Annotated in this window: 14 protein-coding genes and 4 pseudogenes; 10 read left to right on the forward strand and 8 right to left on the reverse strand. The window is 60.4% G+C overall.

Going from position 1 to position 18639, the window contains the following annotated elements:
• The first annotated feature begins 152 nt into the window (after positions 1–152).
• The 4 genes and pseudogenes from RS887_RS29535 to RS887_RS29550 all read left to right on the forward strand — a co-directional run bounded on the left by RS887_RS29535 (position 153) and on the right by RS887_RS29550 (position 5918).
• Positions 153–1598 carry a HAMP domain-containing sensor histidine kinase gene (locus tag RS887_RS29535; protein ID WP_322618175.1) on the forward strand — a complete coding sequence of 482 codons (1446 nt, stop codon included), beginning with the start codon at positions 153–155 and terminating at the stop codon, positions 1596–1598.
• 174 nt (positions 1599–1772) lie between these two features.
• A complete protein-coding gene (locus RS887_RS29540) occupies positions 1773–2921 on the forward strand; it encodes an SCO family protein (protein WP_322618176.1) in 1149 nt (382 codons plus the stop codon).
• 102 nt (positions 2922–3023) lie between these two features.
• A pseudogene (locus RS887_RS29545) lies at positions 3024–4516 on the forward strand (sensor histidine kinase).
• Complete coding sequence (locus RS887_RS29550) at positions 4485–5918, forward strand: sigma-54 dependent transcriptional regulator (RefSeq protein WP_322618177.1); 1434 nt, start codon at positions 4485–4487, stop codon at positions 5916–5918. The pseudogene RS887_RS29545 and the gene RS887_RS29550 overlap by 32 nt, the downstream one beginning before the upstream one ends.
• Before the next feature lie 29 nt (positions 5919–5947).
• Here RS887_RS29550 and RS887_RS29555 read toward each other — a convergent pair whose 3' ends face one another.
• Positions 5948–6328, reverse strand: a complete 381-nt coding sequence (locus RS887_RS29555) for a hypothetical protein (protein ID WP_322618178.1) — start codon at positions 6326–6328, stop codon at positions 5948–5950.
• A 171-nt stretch (positions 6329–6499) separates the two neighbouring features.
• Between RS887_RS29555 and RS887_RS29560 the strand changes: the two genes are divergently transcribed.
• From RS887_RS29560 to RS887_RS29570, 3 genes and pseudogenes are all read left to right on the forward strand, one after another.
• A complete protein-coding gene (locus RS887_RS29560; protein ID WP_322618179.1) occupies positions 6500–7306 on the forward strand; it encodes a class I SAM-dependent methyltransferase in 807 nt (268 codons plus the stop codon).
• Between the two features lie 454 nt (positions 7307–7760).
• A pseudogene (locus RS887_RS29565) lies at positions 7761–8782 on the forward strand (IS110 family transposase).
• Between the two features lie 419 nt (positions 8783–9201).
• A pseudogene (locus tag RS887_RS29570) lies at positions 9202–9917 on the forward strand (alpha/beta hydrolase).
• A gap of 3 nt (positions 9918–9920) precedes the next feature.
• Here RS887_RS29570 and RS887_RS29575 read toward each other — a convergent pair.
• The 4 genes and pseudogenes from RS887_RS29575 to RS887_RS29590 all read right to left on the reverse strand — a co-directional run bounded on the left by RS887_RS29575 (position 9921) and on the right by RS887_RS29590 (position 12680).
• Positions 9921–10489: pseudogene (locus tag RS887_RS29575) on the reverse strand (hypothetical protein).
• Between the two features lie 258 nt (positions 10490–10747).
• Positions 10748–11074 carry a putative quinol monooxygenase gene (locus tag RS887_RS29580; protein ID WP_322618180.1) on the reverse strand — a complete coding sequence of 109 codons (327 nt, stop codon included), beginning with the start codon at positions 11072–11074 and terminating at the stop codon, positions 10748–10750.
• A gap of 31 nt (positions 11075–11105) precedes the next feature.
• Positions 11106–11777 (reverse strand): glutathione S-transferase family protein, encoded by a 672-nt coding sequence (locus RS887_RS29585; protein ID WP_322618181.1) that lies wholly within the window; start codon positions 11775–11777, stop codon positions 11106–11108.
• 96 nt (positions 11778–11873) lie between these two features.
• Positions 11874–12680 carry a hypothetical protein gene (locus RS887_RS29590; RefSeq protein ID WP_322618259.1) on the reverse strand — a complete coding sequence of 269 codons (807 nt, stop codon included), beginning with the start codon at positions 12678–12680 and terminating at the stop codon, positions 11874–11876.
• Between the two features lie 166 nt (positions 12681–12846).
• Here RS887_RS29590 and RS887_RS29595 point away from each other — a divergent pair, with 166 nt between their 5' ends.
• Positions 12847–13377: a chalcone isomerase family protein gene (locus tag RS887_RS29595; RefSeq protein ID WP_322618182.1), complete on the forward strand. Its 531-nt coding sequence runs from the start codon at positions 12847–12849 to the stop codon at positions 13375–13377.
• A gap of 57 nt (positions 13378–13434) precedes the next feature.
• Positions 13435–14757, forward strand: coding sequence for an Nramp family divalent metal transporter (locus RS887_RS29600; RefSeq protein WP_322618183.1), 1323 nt, complete (start codon positions 13435–13437; stop codon positions 14755–14757).
• Between the two features lie 192 nt (positions 14758–14949).
• Here the strand turns inward: RS887_RS29600 and RS887_RS29605 are convergent, their stop codons facing one another.
• From RS887_RS29605 to RS887_RS29615, 3 genes are read right to left on the reverse strand one after another with little or no spacing between them, the layout of a single operon-like run.
• Positions 14950–16131 carry an acetyl-CoA C-acetyltransferase gene (locus RS887_RS29605; protein ID WP_322618184.1) on the reverse strand — a complete coding sequence of 394 codons (1182 nt, stop codon included), beginning with the start codon at positions 16129–16131 and terminating at the stop codon, positions 14950–14952.
• 11 nt (positions 16132–16142) lie between these two features.
• Positions 16143–16808, reverse strand: coding sequence for a CoA transferase subunit B (locus tag RS887_RS29610; protein WP_057399619.1), 666 nt, complete (start codon positions 16806–16808; stop codon positions 16143–16145).
• 36 nt (positions 16809–16844) lie between these two features.
• Positions 16845–17543 (reverse strand): CoA transferase subunit A, encoded by a 699-nt coding sequence (locus RS887_RS29615; protein WP_085714793.1) that lies wholly within the window; start codon positions 17541–17543, stop codon positions 16845–16847.
• 174 nt (positions 17544–17717) lie between these two features.
• Between RS887_RS29615 and RS887_RS29620 the strand changes: the two genes are divergently transcribed.
• Positions 17718–18614: a LysR family transcriptional regulator gene (locus RS887_RS29620; RefSeq protein WP_322618185.1), complete on the forward strand. Its 897-nt coding sequence runs from the start codon at positions 17718–17720 to the stop codon at positions 18612–18614.
• The last annotated feature ends 25 nt before the right edge of the window (positions 18615–18639 follow it).

Genomic DNA, 18639 nt, shown 5'->3' on the forward strand with positions numbered 1-18639 from the left:
ACAGGCCGGCAAGTTGGAGATCGGGCGGTTGCCCCCAACTTTGGGGGTGGGTCGGGCGGTGGGGCAGGTGGGGAATCGCAGTACCCAGGTTCGGGCAAACCGCCGTGGGTGGGCTATAAACCTATAGGGGGGGTAAACCGGGAATCGTGTCCATGACCACTATCGCCAAAGTGCTTGCGACCGAAAGCGAAGTCCGCTTGAACACGCGCAAGCAGCCGTTCGATCTGCTGCGCTGGTTTTCGCTGGTCAGCATGGCGGTGATCGGGACGGTGGCGGTGGCGCTGGGGGCGGTATCCACGCGGTTCGTGATTACCGAAAGCGTGCAGCGCGATGCGCTATTGACCTCGCAATTCATTCAGGCGATTGCCTTGGCCGAGGTGCGCCATCTATCGATACCCAACGTCCGGACCATGGGCGAGTTGCTCGACCCACGAAAAGACAAGGACTTTCCAGACGTCGACCCGCTGGCCCGCGCCAGTGCCCGTGACGATTTCCTCGACCATATCGAAAATTTGCCGGACGTGATCCTGATCAACATCTATGCCCCCGACCGCATGGTGATCTGGTCGACCAACCCGGCCTTGATGGGCACCACGATCCATGGCGATGAAGACCTCGACCGGGCGTTCAACTCGAAGCTGTCTGTGTCGACCAGCTACCACGATGTGGACAAATCCCGCATGGAGCAGAAGTTCGTGGTGCCACCCAAATACCTCTTCATCGAAAACTACATTCCCCTGTTCGATGCCGATGGTCGCACCGTCACGGCGATGGTCGAGATTTACAAGGAACCGCAGGACCTGATCAACCGCATGGAGCGCGGTCTGGTGCTGATCTGGCTGGCGACTGCCCTGGGCGGCGGTCTGATTTACCTGGGCCTGTACGGGATCGTGAGGCGGGCGGCGATCCTGCTGGCGACACAGCAGAAGCAATTGATCACCAACGAAACCTACGTGGCCCTGGGGGAGATGTCCTCGGCGGTCGCCCACAGCCTGCGCAATCCGTTGGCGACCATCCGTTCAAGCGCCGAGCTGGCGATAGAGTTCGACAGCGGGCCGGCACACGGGAACATCAACGACATCATTTCTCAGGTCGATCGCATGTCGACATGGGTACGGGATTTGCTCCAGTCCTTGCGACCGCTCAATGACGAGGCTGAGCCAGTGAACCTGGTGGCGGCACTGCATGACAGCCTGATGGCTTACGAGCAACAGATCAGCAAGGCCAGGGTCAACGTAGTGTTCGAGCCGGACCAGACGCCCATGGTCCTGAGCCAGCAGGTGCAACTGACCCAGATCCTCAACAGCCTGCTGTCCAACGCGGTGGAGGCCATGGACAACGGCGGTACGCTGACCATCCAGATCGAGCCGCGCGATGTCCAGCGCGTCAGCGTGAGGGTGAGCGATACCGGCAAAGGCATGAACGAAGAACAGCGCACCATGGCCTTCCGGCCGTTCTTCACCACCAAGCAAGGCGGGCTGGGCGTCGGGCTGGTGCTGGTCAAGCGGATCATGGAGCGTTTTGGCGGTGTAGTGACCCTCGACAGTCGCGAAGGCGAGGGCACCACTGTTCGTCTGTCGTTTAAGTTGGCCCCATGAACATCCCCCGTTAGTGGGTGTCAGTCCCCGGTCATTTCCATGGTCAATGGCAGGTTGATGTTGATAAGCCATTGTTTTATCGAGTGTTAATGCTTTTATATCAAGCAGACACAAAGTTGGCGAGGTCCTTGCATCGTCACTATTACCACCTTCACGATTACGAGGCGGCTGGTGATGGCAAAAAAAGCGCGCTACGACTTCAAGCGTTCAGGCGCGTTTACGCCTTTGAAGCTGCATTCACCACGCTCACGGGCCTTGGGCATGCACCTGGTGTTGATGCTGGTGACCGGTTTGCTGGCCAGCCAGCTACTGGTTGCCAGCCAGCCATTATCGACGCCCGAACCTGCTCCGGCATCCACTCCCGTACCGGCTGTCGTTGAAGCCGACACCCCGTGGGGTGGCAACTATTTCCCCAACACCCTGCTGACCGACCAGGACGGCCAGCAGCTGCGTTTTTTCGATGACATGATCAAAGGCAAGGTGGTGGTGATCAACTTCATCTTCACCTCGTGCAGCGACTCCTGCCCCCTGGAAACCGCGCGCCTGCGCCAGGTGCAGAAACTGCTGGGGGATCGGGTCGGCAAGGACATTTTCTTCTACTCCATCAGCATCGACCCCCTGAGTGATACCCCCGAAGTGCTCAAGGCTTATGCGCAACGCTTCCAGGTCGGGCCGGGCTGGAAATTCCTCACCGGGGAATTCGCCGACGTCACCGAGTTGCGCAAGAAACTGGGGTTGTTCATCGAAGGCATCGATAACGGGCGCAACAAGGACCACAACCTGAGCCTGATCGTCGGCAACCAGGAAACGGGCCGCTGGATGAAAGCCTCGCCGTTCGAAAACCCGTGGATCCTGGCCGACCAACTGGCCAATACCTTGCAAAACTGGAAGCAGCCCAGCGTCGAAGAAAGCTACGCCGATGCTCCGCAAATCCGCCCGCCGAGCAATGGCGAAGAGCTGTTCCGCACCCGCTGCGCATCCTGTCACAGTCTCGGTCCGTCGGACGGGCAGGGCATCGGCTTGCGCAGCATCGGCCCGGACCTGATCGGCGTGACCCACAAGCGTGATCCGGCCTGGCTCATACGCTGGATCCGCGAACCGGATCGCATGCTCGTGGAAAAGGATCCGATTGCGATGGAACTGTTCGATCGCTACAACAGGATCCCGATGCCCAATCTGCGGCTGGATGAGCATTCAGCCCAGTCCATCATCGATTTCCTGCATGAAGAGACTGACCGTCAGCATCCGCCGGCGGCCAGTGGTAACGGGGAGCCTGAGCATCATCATTCGGTCGCGCAACCCGAGATGACCCAGGCGCAATAGTGTCAAAAAAATTACGTTGGCCGGTCAGTTGCTATCAATGCCACCTACACTGATCCAGATAGTGGCTGAACAGGTTCGATTTCAAGCATCCAGGACACCGCCATGCAGATACTGGAACAACAAAAAGTAGCTGCGCCGCAGGCTCCGGCAGTACCGCGCAGGGGGTGGCGGCCGCAGTTCAACCTGCTGCGCTGGTTCTCCCTGGCAAGCTTTCTCATCATTGCCGCGGTGGCGTTGGGGCTGGGTTACATCTCCACGCGCTTCGTAGTCGATGAAAGCATCGAGCGCGATTCAATGCTGACCGCGCAGTTCATTCAAGCCATTGGCGAGGCCGAAGTCCGTCATGCCGGGATTTCACCGGGCAGAACCATGGGCGAAATGCTCGATCCGCGCCTGACCATGCCGATTCCGACGTCAACCCCGAAGCCCGGGCCGCCGCGCGCGTCGAGTTTCTCGACCATGTGGAGCATCTGCCGGACATCCTGCTGGCGACGGTGTATGCCCTGGACCGCACGGTGGTCTGGTCGACCAACTCCGAGTTGATCGGCGTGCGCATCGAAGACGACAACGAACTGGACGAATCCTTCGAAATGAAATCGCCGGTGTCCACCCGCTACCACCAGATCGATGAGGAGCGTCCCGAACAGCGTCTGCTGCGCGAACCGGAATACCTGTTCGTCGAGAACTACATTCCGATGTTCAACGCCGACAGAAGCAAAGTGATTGCCATGGTGGAGATCTACAAGGAACCGGTGGACCTGGTGGAACGCATCCAGCGTGGCTTCAAGGCGATCTGGCTGGCCACCCTGATCGGCGGGGCGGCCATTTACCTGGGGCTGTTCTGGATCGTCCGGCGCGCGGCGATACTGCTGCAGAGCCAGCAAAAACAACTGATCGCCAATGAAACCTTTGTCGCCCTGGGGGAAATGTCCTCGGCGGTGGCCCACAGCCTGCGCAATCCGCTGGCGAACATCCGTTCCAGCGCCGAACTGGCCCAGGACATCGCCAGCCAGACCGCACAGAAAAACATTGGCGACATCATCAGTCAGGTCGACCGCATGTCACGCTGGGTCCGTGAATTGCTGGTGTCGTTGCGGCCGATGAATGACGACTTTGAAACGGTCGACCTCATACTGGCCCTCGACGACACCTTGAGTGCCTTTGAGTCCTTGATCAAACGCTCGAACGTCGAAGTGCATTTTACTCCTGCCAGCGTGCCACCAGTCGTCAGCCAACAGGTGCTGCTCACGCAAATACTCAATAGCCTGTTTGCCAATGCTCTGGAAGCCATGCCCAAAGGGGGCGTGCTGACGATCGAGGTCGATTCCTCGGTACCTGGCGACGTGAGCATGATCCTGACCGACACCGGCAAGGGGATGTCCAAACAACAACAACAAATGGTCTTCAAGCCGTTTTTCACCACCAAACAAGGCGGATTGGGCGTTGGCCTGGCTCTTGTCAAAAGAATAATGGAGCGGTTTGACGGCTCAGTCGAACTGACCAGTCGAGAGCAGGAAGGAACCCGCGTTTGTCTCAATTTCAAAGTGGCAACGGGAGGGGAATATGGAGCACAGCATTCTGCTGGTCGAGGATGACGAAATCCTCGCCGAGAATATTCAGACTTACCTGGAGCGCAAGGACTTCGAGGTGACCGTCTGCCACTCGGCTGAAGATGCACTGGAGCAATTGGGTTCTTTCGCTCCTGACGTGGTCCTGACCGACAACTCGTTGCCGGGCATGAGTGGTCACGAACTGATCCAGAAGCTGCGCATCAGCGCGCCGGATCTGAAAGTGATCATGATGACCGGCTACGGCAACGTCGAAGACGCCGTGGTGGCGATGAAAGAGGGCGCCTTTCATTACGTCACCAAGCCGGTGGCCCTGCCGGAGCTCAAGCTGCTGCTGGACAAGGCCCTGGCCACCGACCGCATGGAGCGCACGCTGTCGTTTTACCAGGAGCGCGAGGCCCAGAAATCGGGGGTGCAGGCACTGATTGGCGAGTCGGCACCGATGGCGTACCTCAAGGGCACTATCAGCCAGTTGCTCGACGCCGAGCGGCGGATGGCCAACAGCGATCTGCCTCCGGTGCTGGTGGAAGGCGAGACCGGCACCGGCAAGGAACTGGTGGCCCGGGCCTTGCACTTCGACGGCCCGCGCAGCAAAGGCCCGTTCATTGAATTCAACTGTGCTTCGATCCCGTCCAATCTGGTGGAGTCGGAGCTGTTCGGCCACGAGAAGGGCGCCTTCACCGACGCCAAGGATCGTCGCATGGGTCTGGTGGAAGCGGCCGATGGCGGCACGCTGTTCCTCGATGAAATCGGTGAAATGGACCTGCTGTTGCAAGCCAAGCTGCTGAAACTGCTGGAAGACCGGACCATTCGCCGGGTCGGTTCGGTGAAGGAGCGCAAGGTCGATCTGCGGGTGATCAGCGCCACCAACTGCAATCTCGAACAAATGGTCCAGCAAGGCAAATTCCGCCGCGACCTGTTTTTCCGCCTGCGCATCATTTCGATCAAGGTGCCGCGCCTGTATGCCCGTGGCGCCGATATCCTGCTGCTGGCCCGGCACTTCCTGGCACTGCATGGCAAACGCTACGGCAAGCCGAACCTGCATTTCAGCGACCAGGCCGAAGAGTTGCTGCTCAGCTACAGCTGGCCGGGCAACGTGCGCGAATTGCGCAACATGCTGGAGCAAACCGTGTTGCTGGCGCAAAGCGACACCATTGCCGCCCATCAGTTGAACGTTTGCTTGAGCCTGGTGGATGAGCCACCGATGTTTCATCACGAGCCGCAACAGTTTAGCGAACAGCGTGCGTCCTATAACGGCAGCGAATCCATGAACCTGCCGGAAGTGGAACGCGACATGGTGCGCAAGATGCTCGACAAGACCGACTGGAACGTCACCAAATCGGCTCGCTTGCTGGGTCTGAGTCGCGACATGTTGCGCTACCGGATCGAAAAACTCGGCCTCGCCCGCCCGGACAAACGCCAGTGGTAGGGAAACTGATTGAGAGCGCCCCCTGGTGCTCACTGCAACACCGGGCCCTGCCTCAGGCAGGACAGCATGCAACCGGGATTCTCGACTTCCTGGTTCACGTAGACGCCACGCTCCGGATCGTAGGAGCGGACAAATACCCTGACCGTGGCGTCGGCCACGGTCGGCAGGCGCGAATCGTAGAACACGTGATCGCTTGAAACCGGGATGAAATCCCCGGGTGCGGTCGGGATGTACGTGCCCGGCGGCACGGTGCTCATGGACGGTGGTACGGGGTGTGCGAAGGGTTGGTCGGCGCCGTAATAGTTGAATTCACTGCTGTAGTCAGTGGTGGCAGGCAAGTCGTCGGCGTGGGCGACAGCGGTCGCGCTCAGGCAGAGGGCGAGCAAAAGTGTCAGGTCGGATTTTTTCATGGCAACACCTGTGAAATCGGTTTAACCACATGTCCCCAAGGTCATTAACTATAGCTGTCGCCGTGGACGGCCGTCGGCGCTGCGCGGATTACAAGTTTGCAACATCTGTCAGGATGGGGTTGATCTAGACTTCGGCCGGTCAATTCGACGACCCGAACCCTGGAGCGTGCAATGGAACTGCCGACAAAAGAACAAGCCATCGCCAGTAACCGCGAGGCCTGGAATGACTCCGCCCGTCATCACAAGGATTCCAGCGAATGGCAAGCCTTGTTGAAGGATGTGGCGCACGCGGATTTTTCCTGCCTGGACGAGACCCTGACCGCTTTGCTGACCCAGACCGGCGTCCATGGCAAGGCGGTGGTGCAGCTGGGCTGCAACAACGGCCGCGAAAGCCTGTCACTGTTCGCCCTGGGCGCGCGCAGCGTGGTGGGTGTCGACCAGTCCGACGCATTTCTCGAGCAGGCACGGGAACTGGCGTCCCGCTCGCCCCATGCGCCGCAATTCATCGAAGCGGACATTCACCACTTGCCTGCGCAACTGCAGGAGCGCTTTGACCTGGCACTGATCACCATCGGGGTCTTGAACTGGATGCCGGACATCGGTGAATTCTTCCGCCATGTGGCGAGCACGCTGAAGCCGGGTGGGGCGCTGGTGGTATACGAAACCCACCCGTTCCTGGAAATGTTCGACCCCGAGGCAGCCGATCCTTTTCGCCCGGACAGTTCATACTTCCGTCGCGAACCGTTCGTGCAGCATGAACCGATCGTCTACGAAGGCAGGATCGAACAGCCATCGGCGGCGTCCTACTGGTTCGTCCACACCTTGAGCGACCTCTTCAGCGCTGCCATTGCGGCAGGGCTGCAGATTCGTCACTTCAAGGAATACCCGCACTCCAACCGCGAAGAACTCTATGACCGTTATCAGCAGCAGGTCGCGCAGTTGCCGTTGTGTTTTACGTGGGTGGTGGTGAAGAGCTGAGTAGTGGCTGCTGACTGTGTACATATCCGTTGCTGCGGTAACGGCCACTTAGGGTTTCGCCCTTACGGCGAGTCCCTTTTGGCAAACGCCCCAAAAGGAACCAAAAGGTCTCGCCCCGAACGTACGGCCCCTCGCCAAGGCTCGGGGTTCCTTCGCTCCGGCATTCATCCGGGGGCATTGCCCTCCGGTTTGCTTCGCTGCACCTACATGCAATGTGTTCGACTGCGTCGAACGGCGCTGCGCGCCCATCCCCGGATGAACACCTCCACTCAGCCTTCCGAGGGGGCGGGTGGATCAAGATCAAGAGCGGCAGGCGAGCTAACGCTCGGCCTGTAGAGTGGTGAAGAGTGTCTGTATACGCCGATCCGCTCTGCTCTTCTAATGAAATGGCTCCCCCCCACACCCTGTGATCGCTCTCTAAGCTTTCACAGGGTGTCTTACGGAGGCTATTGCCATGAACAACGTTGCCATTGTCGCTATCGATCTAGGGAAACATACCTTCCATCTGCACGCGCAAGATGATCGCGGTCATGAGCTCTACCACAAGAAATTCAATCGCGCAGGTCTGGCCAGGCACCTGGCCAACCTTGAACCGTGCACGGTGGCGATGGAGGCCTGTGGTGGCGCCCACTACACGGCGCGGAAGCGGCAAAATGGGGCCATGTGCCCAAACTCATTGCCCCCACCTCGTGCGTCCCTACGTGAAAAGCAACAAGAACGACTTCGCCGATGCCATGGCGATTTGCGAGGCGGCGAGCCGCCCGACCATGCGTTTTGTGCCCCTAAAACCGAAGCGCAACACGCGCTGGCCATGCTCAATTCGCAACGCGACGCCTACATCAAGGAGCGTACGGCCAGCGTCAATCGGATTCACGCCGGCCTGTTAGAGGTCGGTATCAGCCTGTCCCCAGGCTTTCACGCCATCAAGGAACTGCCAGCGCTGCTGGAGGCGTGTTCATTTTCTGCGCAGATCAAACAAATCCTGCTGGGGCTGCGTGAGCACTTCAATTATCTGGACGGGCAGGTCAAGGCACTGGACAAGCAGGTTGAACGCCAGGCCGCTGAAGATGATCTGGCTTCTCGCCTGATGACAATTCCTTGCGTCGGTCCGATCACCTCCAGCGTCCTGGCTGCGGAGTTGGGCAACGGTCAGCAGTTCAAGTGCGGTCGAGACTATTCAGCCTCGATTGGGTTGGTGCCCAAGCAACATCCACCGGCGACAAGACGGTACTTTTGGGGATCAGCAAACGCGGTGACCGGAATCAGAGACGGCTGCTTATCCAGTGCGCCCGTGTGTATCTGATGGGGCTGGAACGACAGACAGGAGCGCTGGCCGATTGGGTCCGCCAACTGCTGGCTCGCCATCATTCCAACCGTGTGGTCTGCGCCTTGGCCAACAAACTGGCAAGAATCGCCTGGTCGATCGCCGCTCACCACGATGAATTCAAGGCGGGGTCAAGCGCGATGAACGCTTGACCTCGCTGCCACCGAGCACCACCCACCTGGTTTTGCGATGCTGGATAACAGATGACGTGAACGGCCAACCGGCCTGACGACTACCCTGGGTTCCCACAAGGCTGAAAAAGCCTTCTTTCTATGAAGGGCCGTCAGGCGCGATTCTCATCGAGGCGCAGGGTCGCCACCCAGACGCCGGATAGATGAAAGCAAGCCAAACACGCATCAAAAACAGTATTGCAGAAATGGGGATCCATAGATGTGGGAGCTGGCTTGCCAGCGATGGCGGCCTGACAGTCGACCTGAATGGCGCGGGTGTACTCAGTCCTCTGTGGGAGCGAGCCTGCTCGCGAAGGCATTATCAAGAACAGCAAAAATCCCCACCATGCCTCTCGGTGCTAGGATCTGTCCCGAATCCTGCATTCCGTGAAGGAAGACCCATGTTGAAGATTCTCGCGCTGCTCACGCTGTTGGCATCCACTGCCGTCCACGCCCAAACCCCGCTGCAAACCGACTTGCCGCTCAAGTACCTGGAGCAGGCCAGCGCCGATTCGACCCATCAGCCCCTGGTGATTTTCCTCCACGGTTACGGCAGTAACGAGCAGGACCTGTTCGGCATCAAGGATGACTTGCCCGCGTCTTATACCTACCTGTCGGTGCGGGCACCTTTGGTGATGGAGGCGGGCAGCTATCAGTGGTTCCGCAAGAAGGGCGAAGGGGCTTACAACGGTGAGACCGATGATCTGAAGTCCAGTGGCCAGGTGCTGCTGGATTTCGTCGCCCAGGCCACGAAGAAGTATCACACCGAACCTGAGAAGGTATTCCTGGTCGGCTTCAGCCAGGGCGCGATCATGTCCTACGAAGTGGGCCTGCGGCATCCCGAGGCGCTTGGCGGGATCGCTGCATTGAGCGGGCGGGTTCTGCCGGTGCTCAAGGCCGAGCTCATGCCGGATGAAAACGCCAGTCGCTGGCGATTTTCATCGGTCATGGCGAGCAGGACAAACGCCTTCCCTACAGTGACGGCACTGAAGCCAACAGCCTGTTGCAGAGCGTGTCACTCGAACCCGAGTTTCACGGCTACCCCGGTGTCGGCCATAACATCAGCGCCGACGAGATAAAGGATTTGAGCGCCTGGTTGCAGCGCCTGAACCCCTGAGCCTTATTTTCCACTGACGATCTGTTTGATCAGGGTTTCGTGGGCCGCCATGTCGCCGGGACGGGAGATCACCTGGATCACCGTCATGCGGGTGCCGGATGCCGCCATCAGCGTGGTGGTGAGGTCATGCCGCCGCCCTGTGTGGCGGTGCCGTCGACCTGGCGCAGGCCCAATCCGGTTTTCCGGGTCAGGGATTTTTCGCTCAGCTTGTTGTAGTCGGGCAGGGATGTGCGTTGCGCCGAATCGAAGTCGGCCACGGTACTGTCGAGGAACTGGCCGTCGTTGTCCTTGACGCTGATACCTTTGGGCAGGGTGTTTTCCGCAGCGATGACCACGGTCTTGGTCGCCGCGTTGCTGTACAGGGTGCCCGTCGCACCGTCCGGGCTGGCGGGCAGCGGGTTGGCGGTGAAACCCTTGGGCAGGTTGAACGTGAACTTGCCGCCGAGCATCGAGACTTGTTGGGCCGGCGCGTTGTCGCTGGAAGTGGCCTTGGCCGCCTGCGCATTCAAAGCCCCCAGGCCGGTAGCAGCTGCCAGCAGCAGGACGAGGGCTTTTTTACTCAACAATGACATCGGAATCTCCAGGGATGGGCGCGCGGTGGGGCGCGATCATCCCACGGAGGTTGTGCTGCATTCCAGTGTGCACTACCGAGCGGTCACTCTCTTTTCGACTAATCACCTGTGGCGAGGGAGCTTGTCGGATCGCCGCACCGTCCCGCTCGACTGCGAAGCAGTCGCTCGTCCTTTCTATGCGGTACTCCTGAAAGAATGCAGGGGGCCGCTTCGCGACCCAGCGGGAGCAAGCTCCCTCGCCACAGAGATGTGCCCAGATCAGGCCTCGCGTAGTGCCGGATAGCTCTGGATCACGTCGAGAAACTCGATTCGCCGCTCGCTGGCCAACAGTTCCGGCAGCAACTGCTCGTAGTCCTGGCGGTACGTCTTGCTCAGGTGACGGGTGATGAAGTCTTGCTTGCTGCAGTTCCAGGTTTCATACAGCACCAGGGTATTGGGCTCGTCCTGCAACTGGTGCACCCAGGTGTTGACGAAGTCCGGCTCAGCCGACATCTGATGCACCACCTCCAACAGGCGCTCTCTGGTTTCGGCAAAACGTTCCGGTTTGGCCGGCAGGTAAACGATAAACGCGACTTGATCACTCATTTCATCACCCTCGAAGGCTGGAACCGGCGGATTACGCCTGGTTTTGCGGGAACAGGTTGCGACGGGTTTCTTCGTCGAATTCGGCCTTGAGCACCAGTTTCTCTTTCAGGCCGTGGGCGCGTTGGGCGGCCGGGCGGGCGCTGATTTCATCGTACAGGCGCTTGACGTTCGGGTACGCCGCCAGACCGCTCTCGCCGAGGATGTAGGGCGCGTAGTTGGCCCAGCCCCACAGGGCCATGTCGGCGATGCTGTAGGTGTCGCCAGCCAGGTACTGATGCTTGGCCAGGCGCTCGTCGAGGATGCGATAGTGGCGTTCGACTTCCTTGAAATAGCGGTTTTTCGCGTAAGGCAGATCTTCCGGTGCATGGTGCAGGAAGTGCACCGCCTGGCCGGAGAATGGCGACAGGCCGGTGCCGATGAACATCAGCCACGAGAGCATTTCGGCCTGGCCGGCAGCGGATGCTGGCAGGTAGCGCTGATGTTTCTGCGCCAGATGCAGCAGGATCGCCTGGGAGTCGAACACGCTGGCATCGCCATCAACCAGCGCGGGTACCTTGGCATTCGGGTTGATCGCCAGAAAGGCTGGCTGGTGTTGCTCGCCCTTGAAGGTATCGACGCCGATCAATTCGTAAGGTGTTTGCAACTCCTCGAGCAGCAGGGCAACTTTCATCGGGTTCGGCGAAGGGTGGAAAAAGAATTTCATGGTGTAGGCCTCAGTCGGGTAGGGGTGGAACTGAGGCTGATGTTGAAGCAAGCACGTTCGATTGACGTGCAAGGTTGTTGATCTAGTCGTGCGAAACTATCGAACGTGTTTCGGTGCTCTGACGGTTGCTTCAGCGTCCGTCGTCGGGTCAACCGGCCGCGCCAACAAGCGTTTGGTCACGCCCAGCATGGCCACCGACACGGCGATGCCCAGGACAAAAGCGTTCATTCCCATCGTCGGCAACGCCAGCGCCAACACCAGGCAGAAGGCGGCGAACGAGTACATGCCGGTGGCGGTGGCGCGCAGCAATGCGGCGGTAAAGGCCGGGCCACGGGTTTGCTGGGAGAACACCGCCATCACGCTGCCCAATACCGGGAACACTGCCAGCAGGCCGCTCCAGCGGTCGCCGACGGTGCTGGCCAGCAGCGTCACGAGCAGCGTGAGCAATGCACCGGCGACCATGCGCAGCAGGAGCTTGTCGGATTTCGGCGCCGGGCCACTGAGCACCGGTTGCACGGTGGGGAACAAGTACGGTGCGGCGAGCAGCGCGGTGGCGGCGGCGCACACCGAAAACACCAGGGATGCCGGGATCAGCGACAGCACAATTGCCACCACCCCCCAGACCGACAGCGAGACCAGCAACGCCAGCGGCCATCCGGCCCGTTGTGCGACCTGAGCGTAGGTCACGCAAAACGCGATCATCGCGAACATGGCCGACAGCGCGGCGGTGGCCGATTGCGCAGCGAACGCCTGGCCTTGTTCAAGGGCGAGGAACAACAGAATCGGCCCGACCACCACCGGTAATCCCGATAACCATCCGGCCACGCTCGGCCCCCAGCGTTTGCCAGCCAGGGAAATCAGCAGCAGGAAGCCTGGAATCACCAGTAGTTTGAGGATCAACACGCGCACGTCTCCGACCTGTGTGAGGTGGCAACGGTAACATTGCGTCGGATAGATTGCTGTATCTGTGTGCGATTTTTGTATACAAAAAACAGGCCCCTTGAAAGTTGTACGAAGGGTCTTTTGCGCATACGTTTTGTCCGGGCATTCCACATGAGGCCACCCCGTCATGAACCGTCAACGATCGCTGCTGCGCCATGGTCTGTGGCTGCTTGTATTGCTGAGCTGCCAGGCCCTGGCCAATTGGCAGGATTCGCTGCCCGGTGCGCAAATCCTCGGCACTGGCGAGTTTCGCAAGTACGGCTTCGATGTCTACAGCGCACGGCTCTGGAGTACGTCGCGGCCCTTGGCGAACGATCAGCCGTTCGCCCTCGAGCTGATCTACCAGCGCAGCATTTCCCGGGACGACCTGGTGAATGCCAGTGTCAGGGAGATCAAGCGGCTCTCCGGTACCGCGATCAGTGACGAGCAACTGGCGTCCTGGCAGGCGCAGATGCAGCAGTCGTTCGTCGATGTGCAGGCCGGCACCCGGCTGACCGGCGTCTATCTGCCAGGGCAGGGCGCGCGGTTTTTCCTCGGCCAGCATTTGTTGCGTGAAGTGAAGGACCTGCAATTTGCCCAGGCATTTTTTGCCATCTGGCTCGATCCGCGTACCAGCAACCCCGAGTTACGCCAACAGTTGCTGGGCGCGGCCCCCTGAACTTTGCGATGATCGCAATCTGTTTGTGAGCCTTCCCACCTGTTGATGGATCATCGTGTGAACTTCAGTTTCTTGCCCAAGACCGCGACTGCGCCGTTTTGCCCGCCGGAAGTGGCCGGCAGCGTTGCCGTCGACCCTCGCGCGTCGTTCTTGCAGCGAGCCCTGCGTTTTGCCGGGCCGGGGTTGTTGGTGTCCATCGGTTACATGGACCCGGGCAACTGGGCCACCGCCATCGAGGCCGGCTCGCGGTTTGGCTACAGCCTGTTGTTCGTGGTGTTGCTGGCGAGTCTGGCGGGGATGGTGGTGCAATGCCTGTGTTCGCGCCTGGGCATTGCCACTGGGCGGGACCTGGCGCAGTTGTCCCGGGAACGCTACAGCACGCGCACCGCTCGCACCCAATGGTTTCTGGCGGAGATTTCCATCATCGCCACCGATCTGGCCGAGGTGCTCGGCTGCGCGCTGGCGTTCCATTTGTTGCTCGGTTGCTCGCTGAGCCTGGGCATCGCCCTGACGGCGTTCGATACCTTGCTGGTGCTGGCTTTGCAGAACCGTGGATTCCGCCGGCTCGAAGCAATCATGCTGGTGCTGGTCGGGACCATTGGCGTGTGCTTCTTTATCGAGTTGCTGCTGATCAAACCCTACTGGCCCGAAGTCGCCCGCGGCTTCACGCCGTCGCTGTCGGCCATTGCCGATGCTGCGCCGCTGTACCTGGTCATCGGCATCCTCGGGGCCACCGTCATGCCGCATAACCTGTATCTGCACACGTCCATCGTGCAAACCCGGGCGATCGGCAAGGACCTGGCCAGCAAGCAGGACGCGGTCAAGCTGGCGCGCATCGACACCATTGGCTCCCTGGCGCTGGCGCTGCTGGTCAACGCGGCGATTCTGATTCTGGCGGCGGCAGCATTCCACGGGACCGGGCATACCGATGTCGTGGACATTCAGGATGCCTACCACTTGCTCGACCCTCTGGTGGGCGGGGCGTTGGCCAGCGTGCTGTTTGGCGTGGCGTTGCTGGCCTCGGGGCAGAGTTCGACGTTCACCGGCACCATCGCCGGCCAGGTGATCATGGAAGGGTTCCTGAACCTGAGGATTCCCTGCTGGCAACGACGCCTGATCACCCGTGGGCTGGCGCTTATCCCGGCGTTCATTGGCGTGTGGCTGATGGGCGATGATGCCATCGGCAAGTTGCTGGTGTTGAGTCAGGTGGTGCTGAGCCTGCAATTGCCGTTCGCGTTGTACCCGTTGATCCGCATGACCAACGATCACGCACTCATGGGGCCGCTGGTGAACCGGCTGCCGACGCGGGTATTGGCGTGGGGGTTGTTTGGGGTGATCAGTGGGGCGAACAGCTGGTTGATCCTGCAGTTTCTGGGGTGACAGGTCTGGCCCCTTCGCGAGCAAGCCCGCTCCCACAGTTGAGCACATTCCCCTGTGGGAGCGGGCTTGCTCGCGAAGAACGATAACCCGGCCTACCTGAAAAAAAAGAACCCGGTGCGACTTGCATCACACCGGGTGTTTTTCCAGGCGACAACGGTTCTTCGTGGGTCCCCGTGCCGTCTGTTGAACGCTTTAAGCCCGTTCGAGCGCCAGTGCCACGCCCTGACCACCACCGATGCACAGGGTGGCGAGGCCTTTCTTGGCGTCACGCTTGAGCATTTCATGCAGCAGCGTCACCAGCACGCGGCAACCCGAGGCACCGATCGGGTGACCCAGGGCGATGGCGCCGCCGTTGACGTTGACCTTGTTCAAGTCCCACTCCAGGTCCTTGGCCACGGCCAGGGATTGTGCGGCGAAGGCTTCGTTGGCTTCGATCAGGTCCAGCTGGTCGATGTTCCAGCCGGCCTTGTCCAGGCAGCGGCGAGTGGCCGACACCGGGCCGATGCCCATGATCGCCGGATCGACGCCCGCGTTGGCGTAGGCAGCGATTTTCGCCAGTACCGGCAGGCCAAGGGCCTTGGCTTTGTCGGCGCTCATCAGGATCACGGCGGCGGCACCGTCGTTCAGCGACGAAGCGTTGCCGGCGGTCACCGAACCATCTTTCTTGAAAGCCGGCTTGAGCTTGCCCAGAGAATCGGCGGTAGTGCCGGCCCGTGGCTGCTCGTCGGTGGCGAAGGACAGTGGATCGCCCTTGCGCTGCGGGATCAGGATCGGTGTGATTTCGTCAACGAAGCGCCCGGCTTCGATGGCGGCCACGGCTTTCTGCTGCGAGGCGGCGGCGAACGCGTCCTGCTGCTCGCGGCTCAGGCTGTATTTTTCGGCCAGGTTCTCGGCGGTGATGCCCATGTGGTAATCGTTGAACGCATCCCACAGGCCATCGCTGATCATGGTGTCGACGATTTGCGCGTGACCCATGCGCAGGCCAGTGCGGGCACCTGGCATGACGTAGTTGGCCAGGCTCATGTTTTCCTGACCACCGGCGATGATCACCTCGGCGTCGCCGCAGCGAATCGCTTGGGTGCCCAGGTGCAGGGCCTTGAGACCGGAGCCACAGACCTTGTTCAGGGTCATGGCCGGTACGGCGAACGGCAGGCCGGCCTTGATCGCGGCCTGGCGCGCAGGGTTCTGCCCGGCGCCGGCGGTCAGCACCTGGCCCATGATCACTTCATCGACTTGCGCCGGGTCCAGGCCGGTTTGGGCCAGCAGTTGGCGGATGACTGCGGCGCCCAGGTCAACGGCGGAGACCTTGGCCAGGGAACCCTGGAAGCTGCCGATCGCGGTGCGCGTGGCGGCAACAATGACGACTTCTTGCATGGAATGACTCCTCACTGGGCAGCGAACTGCATTTCCGGTACGTGGTCCGGCACGATCAGTTTACCGGCAGTCTTGGCGACGATCTCTTCGACGCTGACACCCGGCGCACGTTCTTTCAGGATGAACGCGCCGTTTTCGATTTCCAGGTAAGCCAGGTCAGTCAGTACGCGCTTGATGCATCCGGCGCCGGTCAGCGGCAGGCTGCATTGGGAGAGCAGCTTGGACTCACCGTCCTTGGACGCGTGGGTCATGATGACGATGATGTTGTCTGCGCCGGCCACCAGGTCCATCGCGCCGCCCATGCCCTTGACCAGTTTGCCGGGGATCATCCACGAGGCGATGTTGCCTTGCACGTCCACTTCAAAGGCGCCCAGTACGGTCAGGTCGACATGACCACCGCGGATCATCGCGAAGGACTCGGCCGAGGAAAAAATCGAAGCACCGATGCGTGCGGTCACGGTTTGCTTGCCGGCGTTGATCATGTCGGCATCGATGGTTTCTTCAGTAGGAAAGGGACCCATGCCCAGCAGGCCGTTTTCCGACTGCAGCATGACCTCCATGCCTTCGGGAATGTAGTTGGCGACCAGGGTCGGAATGCCGATACCCAGGTTCACATAGAAGCCGTCCTGCATTTCGCGGGCGACGCGTTGAGCCATTTGTTCGCGGGAAAGTGCCATTGTCGTTATTCCTTCATTCGGTCCGGGGGCAGGGGATCACTTACGCACGGTGCGCTGTTCGATGCGCTTCTCGAACGTGCCGCAGATGATCCGGTCGACGTAGATGCCAGGGGTGTGGATCTGCGCCGGGTCCAGCTCGCCGGGTTCGACGATTTCTTCGACTTCGACCACGGTGATCTTGCCGGCGGTAGCCGCCAGCGGGTTGAAGTTCTGTGCGGTGTGGCGATAGATCACGTTACCGAAATGGTCGGCTTTCCAGCCTTTGACGATGGCGAAGTCGCCGGTGATGGACTCTTCCATCAGGTACTTGCGGCCATGGAATTCGCGCACTTCCTTGCCTTCGGCGACCGGAGTGCCGACGCCGGTGGCGGTGAAGAAGGCCGGGATGCCGGCGCCGCCAGCACGCATTTTTTCCGCGAGGGTGCCTTGGGGGGTCAGGGTGACTTCGATTTCGCCCTTGAGCAGTTGCTCTTCGAACAGCTTGTTTTCACCAACGTAGGAGGCCACCACCTTGCTGATCTGCCGGTCTACCAGCAGTACGCCGAGACCGAAACCGTCGACGCCGCAGTTGTTGGAAACCACGGTGAGGTCACGGGTGCCCTTGCGCTTGATCTCGGCGATGAGGTTTTCCGGGATGCCGCACAGGCCGAAGCCGCCAGCGATCACGGTCATGCCGTCTTCAAGACCTGCCAGAGCTTCCTCATAGGAACTCACGCGCTTGTCGAAACCTGCCATATGCACCTCTTTTATTCTTTGTGGGCGGCTGGCTAGCCGAATGGAGTTGAGTGTCGCGCTGGTTAATTCATTTGTTAAGTTGATTTTTAAGGTTGATTGATAGATAAAACTCAATAAACCGCTGCTCTAAACTTGCAGCTTGAAGCCAGCAGCTTACAACTTGAGCGTAGCGAGATGACCATCAAGCAGATCCGCGCCTTCCTGGCCGTGGCCCAGAGCCTGAGTTTCGCCGTGGCCTGCGAGCGCCTGCACCTGTCGCAGTCGGCCCTGAGCCTGACCATCAAGGCGCTGGAGGAGGGCCTGGGCGGGCGCCTGTTCACCCGCAATACACGTAACGTCGCGATGACCGCCGAGGGCGAATCCCTGGTGCCATTGGCACGCCGCCTGATCGCCGACTGGGACAATGCCGAGGACGAGATGCGCCAGCGTTTCACCCTGCAACGCGGCCGCGTGACCCTGGCGGCCATGCCATCGTTCGCCGGCAACCTGCTGCCGCCGATCCTCAAGACCTTCCGCGCCCGCTATCCGAACGTCAACGTGACGGTCAACGATGTGATCAACGAGCAGGTGCTGGAAATGGTCCGTGACCGCCAGGTTGAATTGGGGGTGGCCTTCGAGCCGACCCAGAGTTCGTCGCTGCAATTCACGCCCTTGTACATCGACCGTTTCGTCGCGGTGGTGCCCCTGGATTCGGCGCTGGCCGGGCTGGATGACATCGATTGGCAGACCCTGCTCAAGGAGCCGTTCATCACCTTGCAGCGACCTTCCACCGTGCGGGTAATGCTGGAAGAGCACCTGCAGGCCCGCGGCATGAAGCTGCCGGTGGAGTTTGAAAGCCATCAACTGGCGACGGTCGGGCGCATGGTCGCCAGCGGTCTGGGCGTGAGCGCGGTGCCGGCCTTGTGTGCCGGGCAGATGCGTGAGCTGGGCGCGCGTTGCATCACGTTGCGCGACCCGGTAGTGGAGCGGGCACTCGGGGTGCTGACGTTACCGGGGGGAGAGCTGTCGGCGGCGGCGCAGGCGATGTTTGATGTGCTGAAATCGGAAGATTTTAGTCACCAACTTTCATGAACAGATCAAAACTCCTGTAGGAGCG

This window comes from Pseudomonas sp. BIC9C (genome assembly GCF_034541995.1).
In the GTDB taxonomy this organism is placed as follows: Bacteria; Pseudomonadota; Gammaproteobacteria; order Pseudomonadales; family Pseudomonadaceae; genus Aquipseudomonas; species Aquipseudomonas fluorescens_CC.

Excerpts from the sequence above, each read along its gene's own strand:
- RS887_RS29535 (WP_322618175.1), top strand. The coding sequence starts at position 153 with ATGACCACTATCGCCAAAGTGCTTGCGACCGAAAGCGAAGTCCGCTTG.
- RS887_RS29540 (WP_322618176.1), top strand. The coding sequence starts at position 1,773 with ATGGCAAAAAAAGCGCGCTACGACTTCAAGCGTTCAGGCGCGTTTACG.
- RS887_RS29550 (WP_322618177.1), top strand. The coding sequence starts at position 4,485 with ATGGAGCACAGCATTCTGCTGGTCGAGGATGACGAAATCCTCGCCGAG.
- RS887_RS29555 (WP_322618178.1), bottom strand. The coding sequence starts at position 6,328 with ATGAAAAAATCCGACCTGACACTTTTGCTCGCCCTCTGCCTGAGCGCG.
- RS887_RS29560 (WP_322618179.1), top strand. The coding sequence starts at position 6,500 with ATGGAACTGCCGACAAAAGAACAAGCCATCGCCAGTAACCGCGAGGCC.
- RS887_RS29580 (WP_322618180.1), bottom strand. The coding sequence starts at position 11,074 with ATGAGTGATCAAGTCGCGTTTATCGTTTACCTGCCGGCCAAACCGGAA.
- RS887_RS29585 (WP_322618181.1), bottom strand. The coding sequence starts at position 11,777 with ATGAAATTCTTTTTCCACCCTTCGCCGAACCCGATGAAAGTTGCCCTG.
- RS887_RS29595 (WP_322618182.1), top strand. The coding sequence starts at position 12,847 with ATGAACCGTCAACGATCGCTGCTGCGCCATGGTCTGTGGCTGCTTGTA.
- RS887_RS29605 (WP_322618184.1), bottom strand. The coding sequence starts at position 16,131 with ATGCAAGAAGTCGTCATTGTTGCCGCCACGCGCACCGCGATCGGCAGC.
- RS887_RS29610 (WP_057399619.1), bottom strand. The coding sequence starts at position 16,808 with ATGGCACTTTCCCGCGAACAAATGGCTCAACGCGTCGCCCGCGAAATG.
- RS887_RS29615 (WP_085714793.1), bottom strand. The coding sequence starts at position 17,543 with ATGGCAGGTTTCGACAAGCGCGTGAGTTCCTATGAGGAAGCTCTGGCA.
- RS887_RS29620 (WP_322618185.1), top strand. The coding sequence starts at position 17,718 with ATGACCATCAAGCAGATCCGCGCCTTCCTGGCCGTGGCCCAGAGCCTG.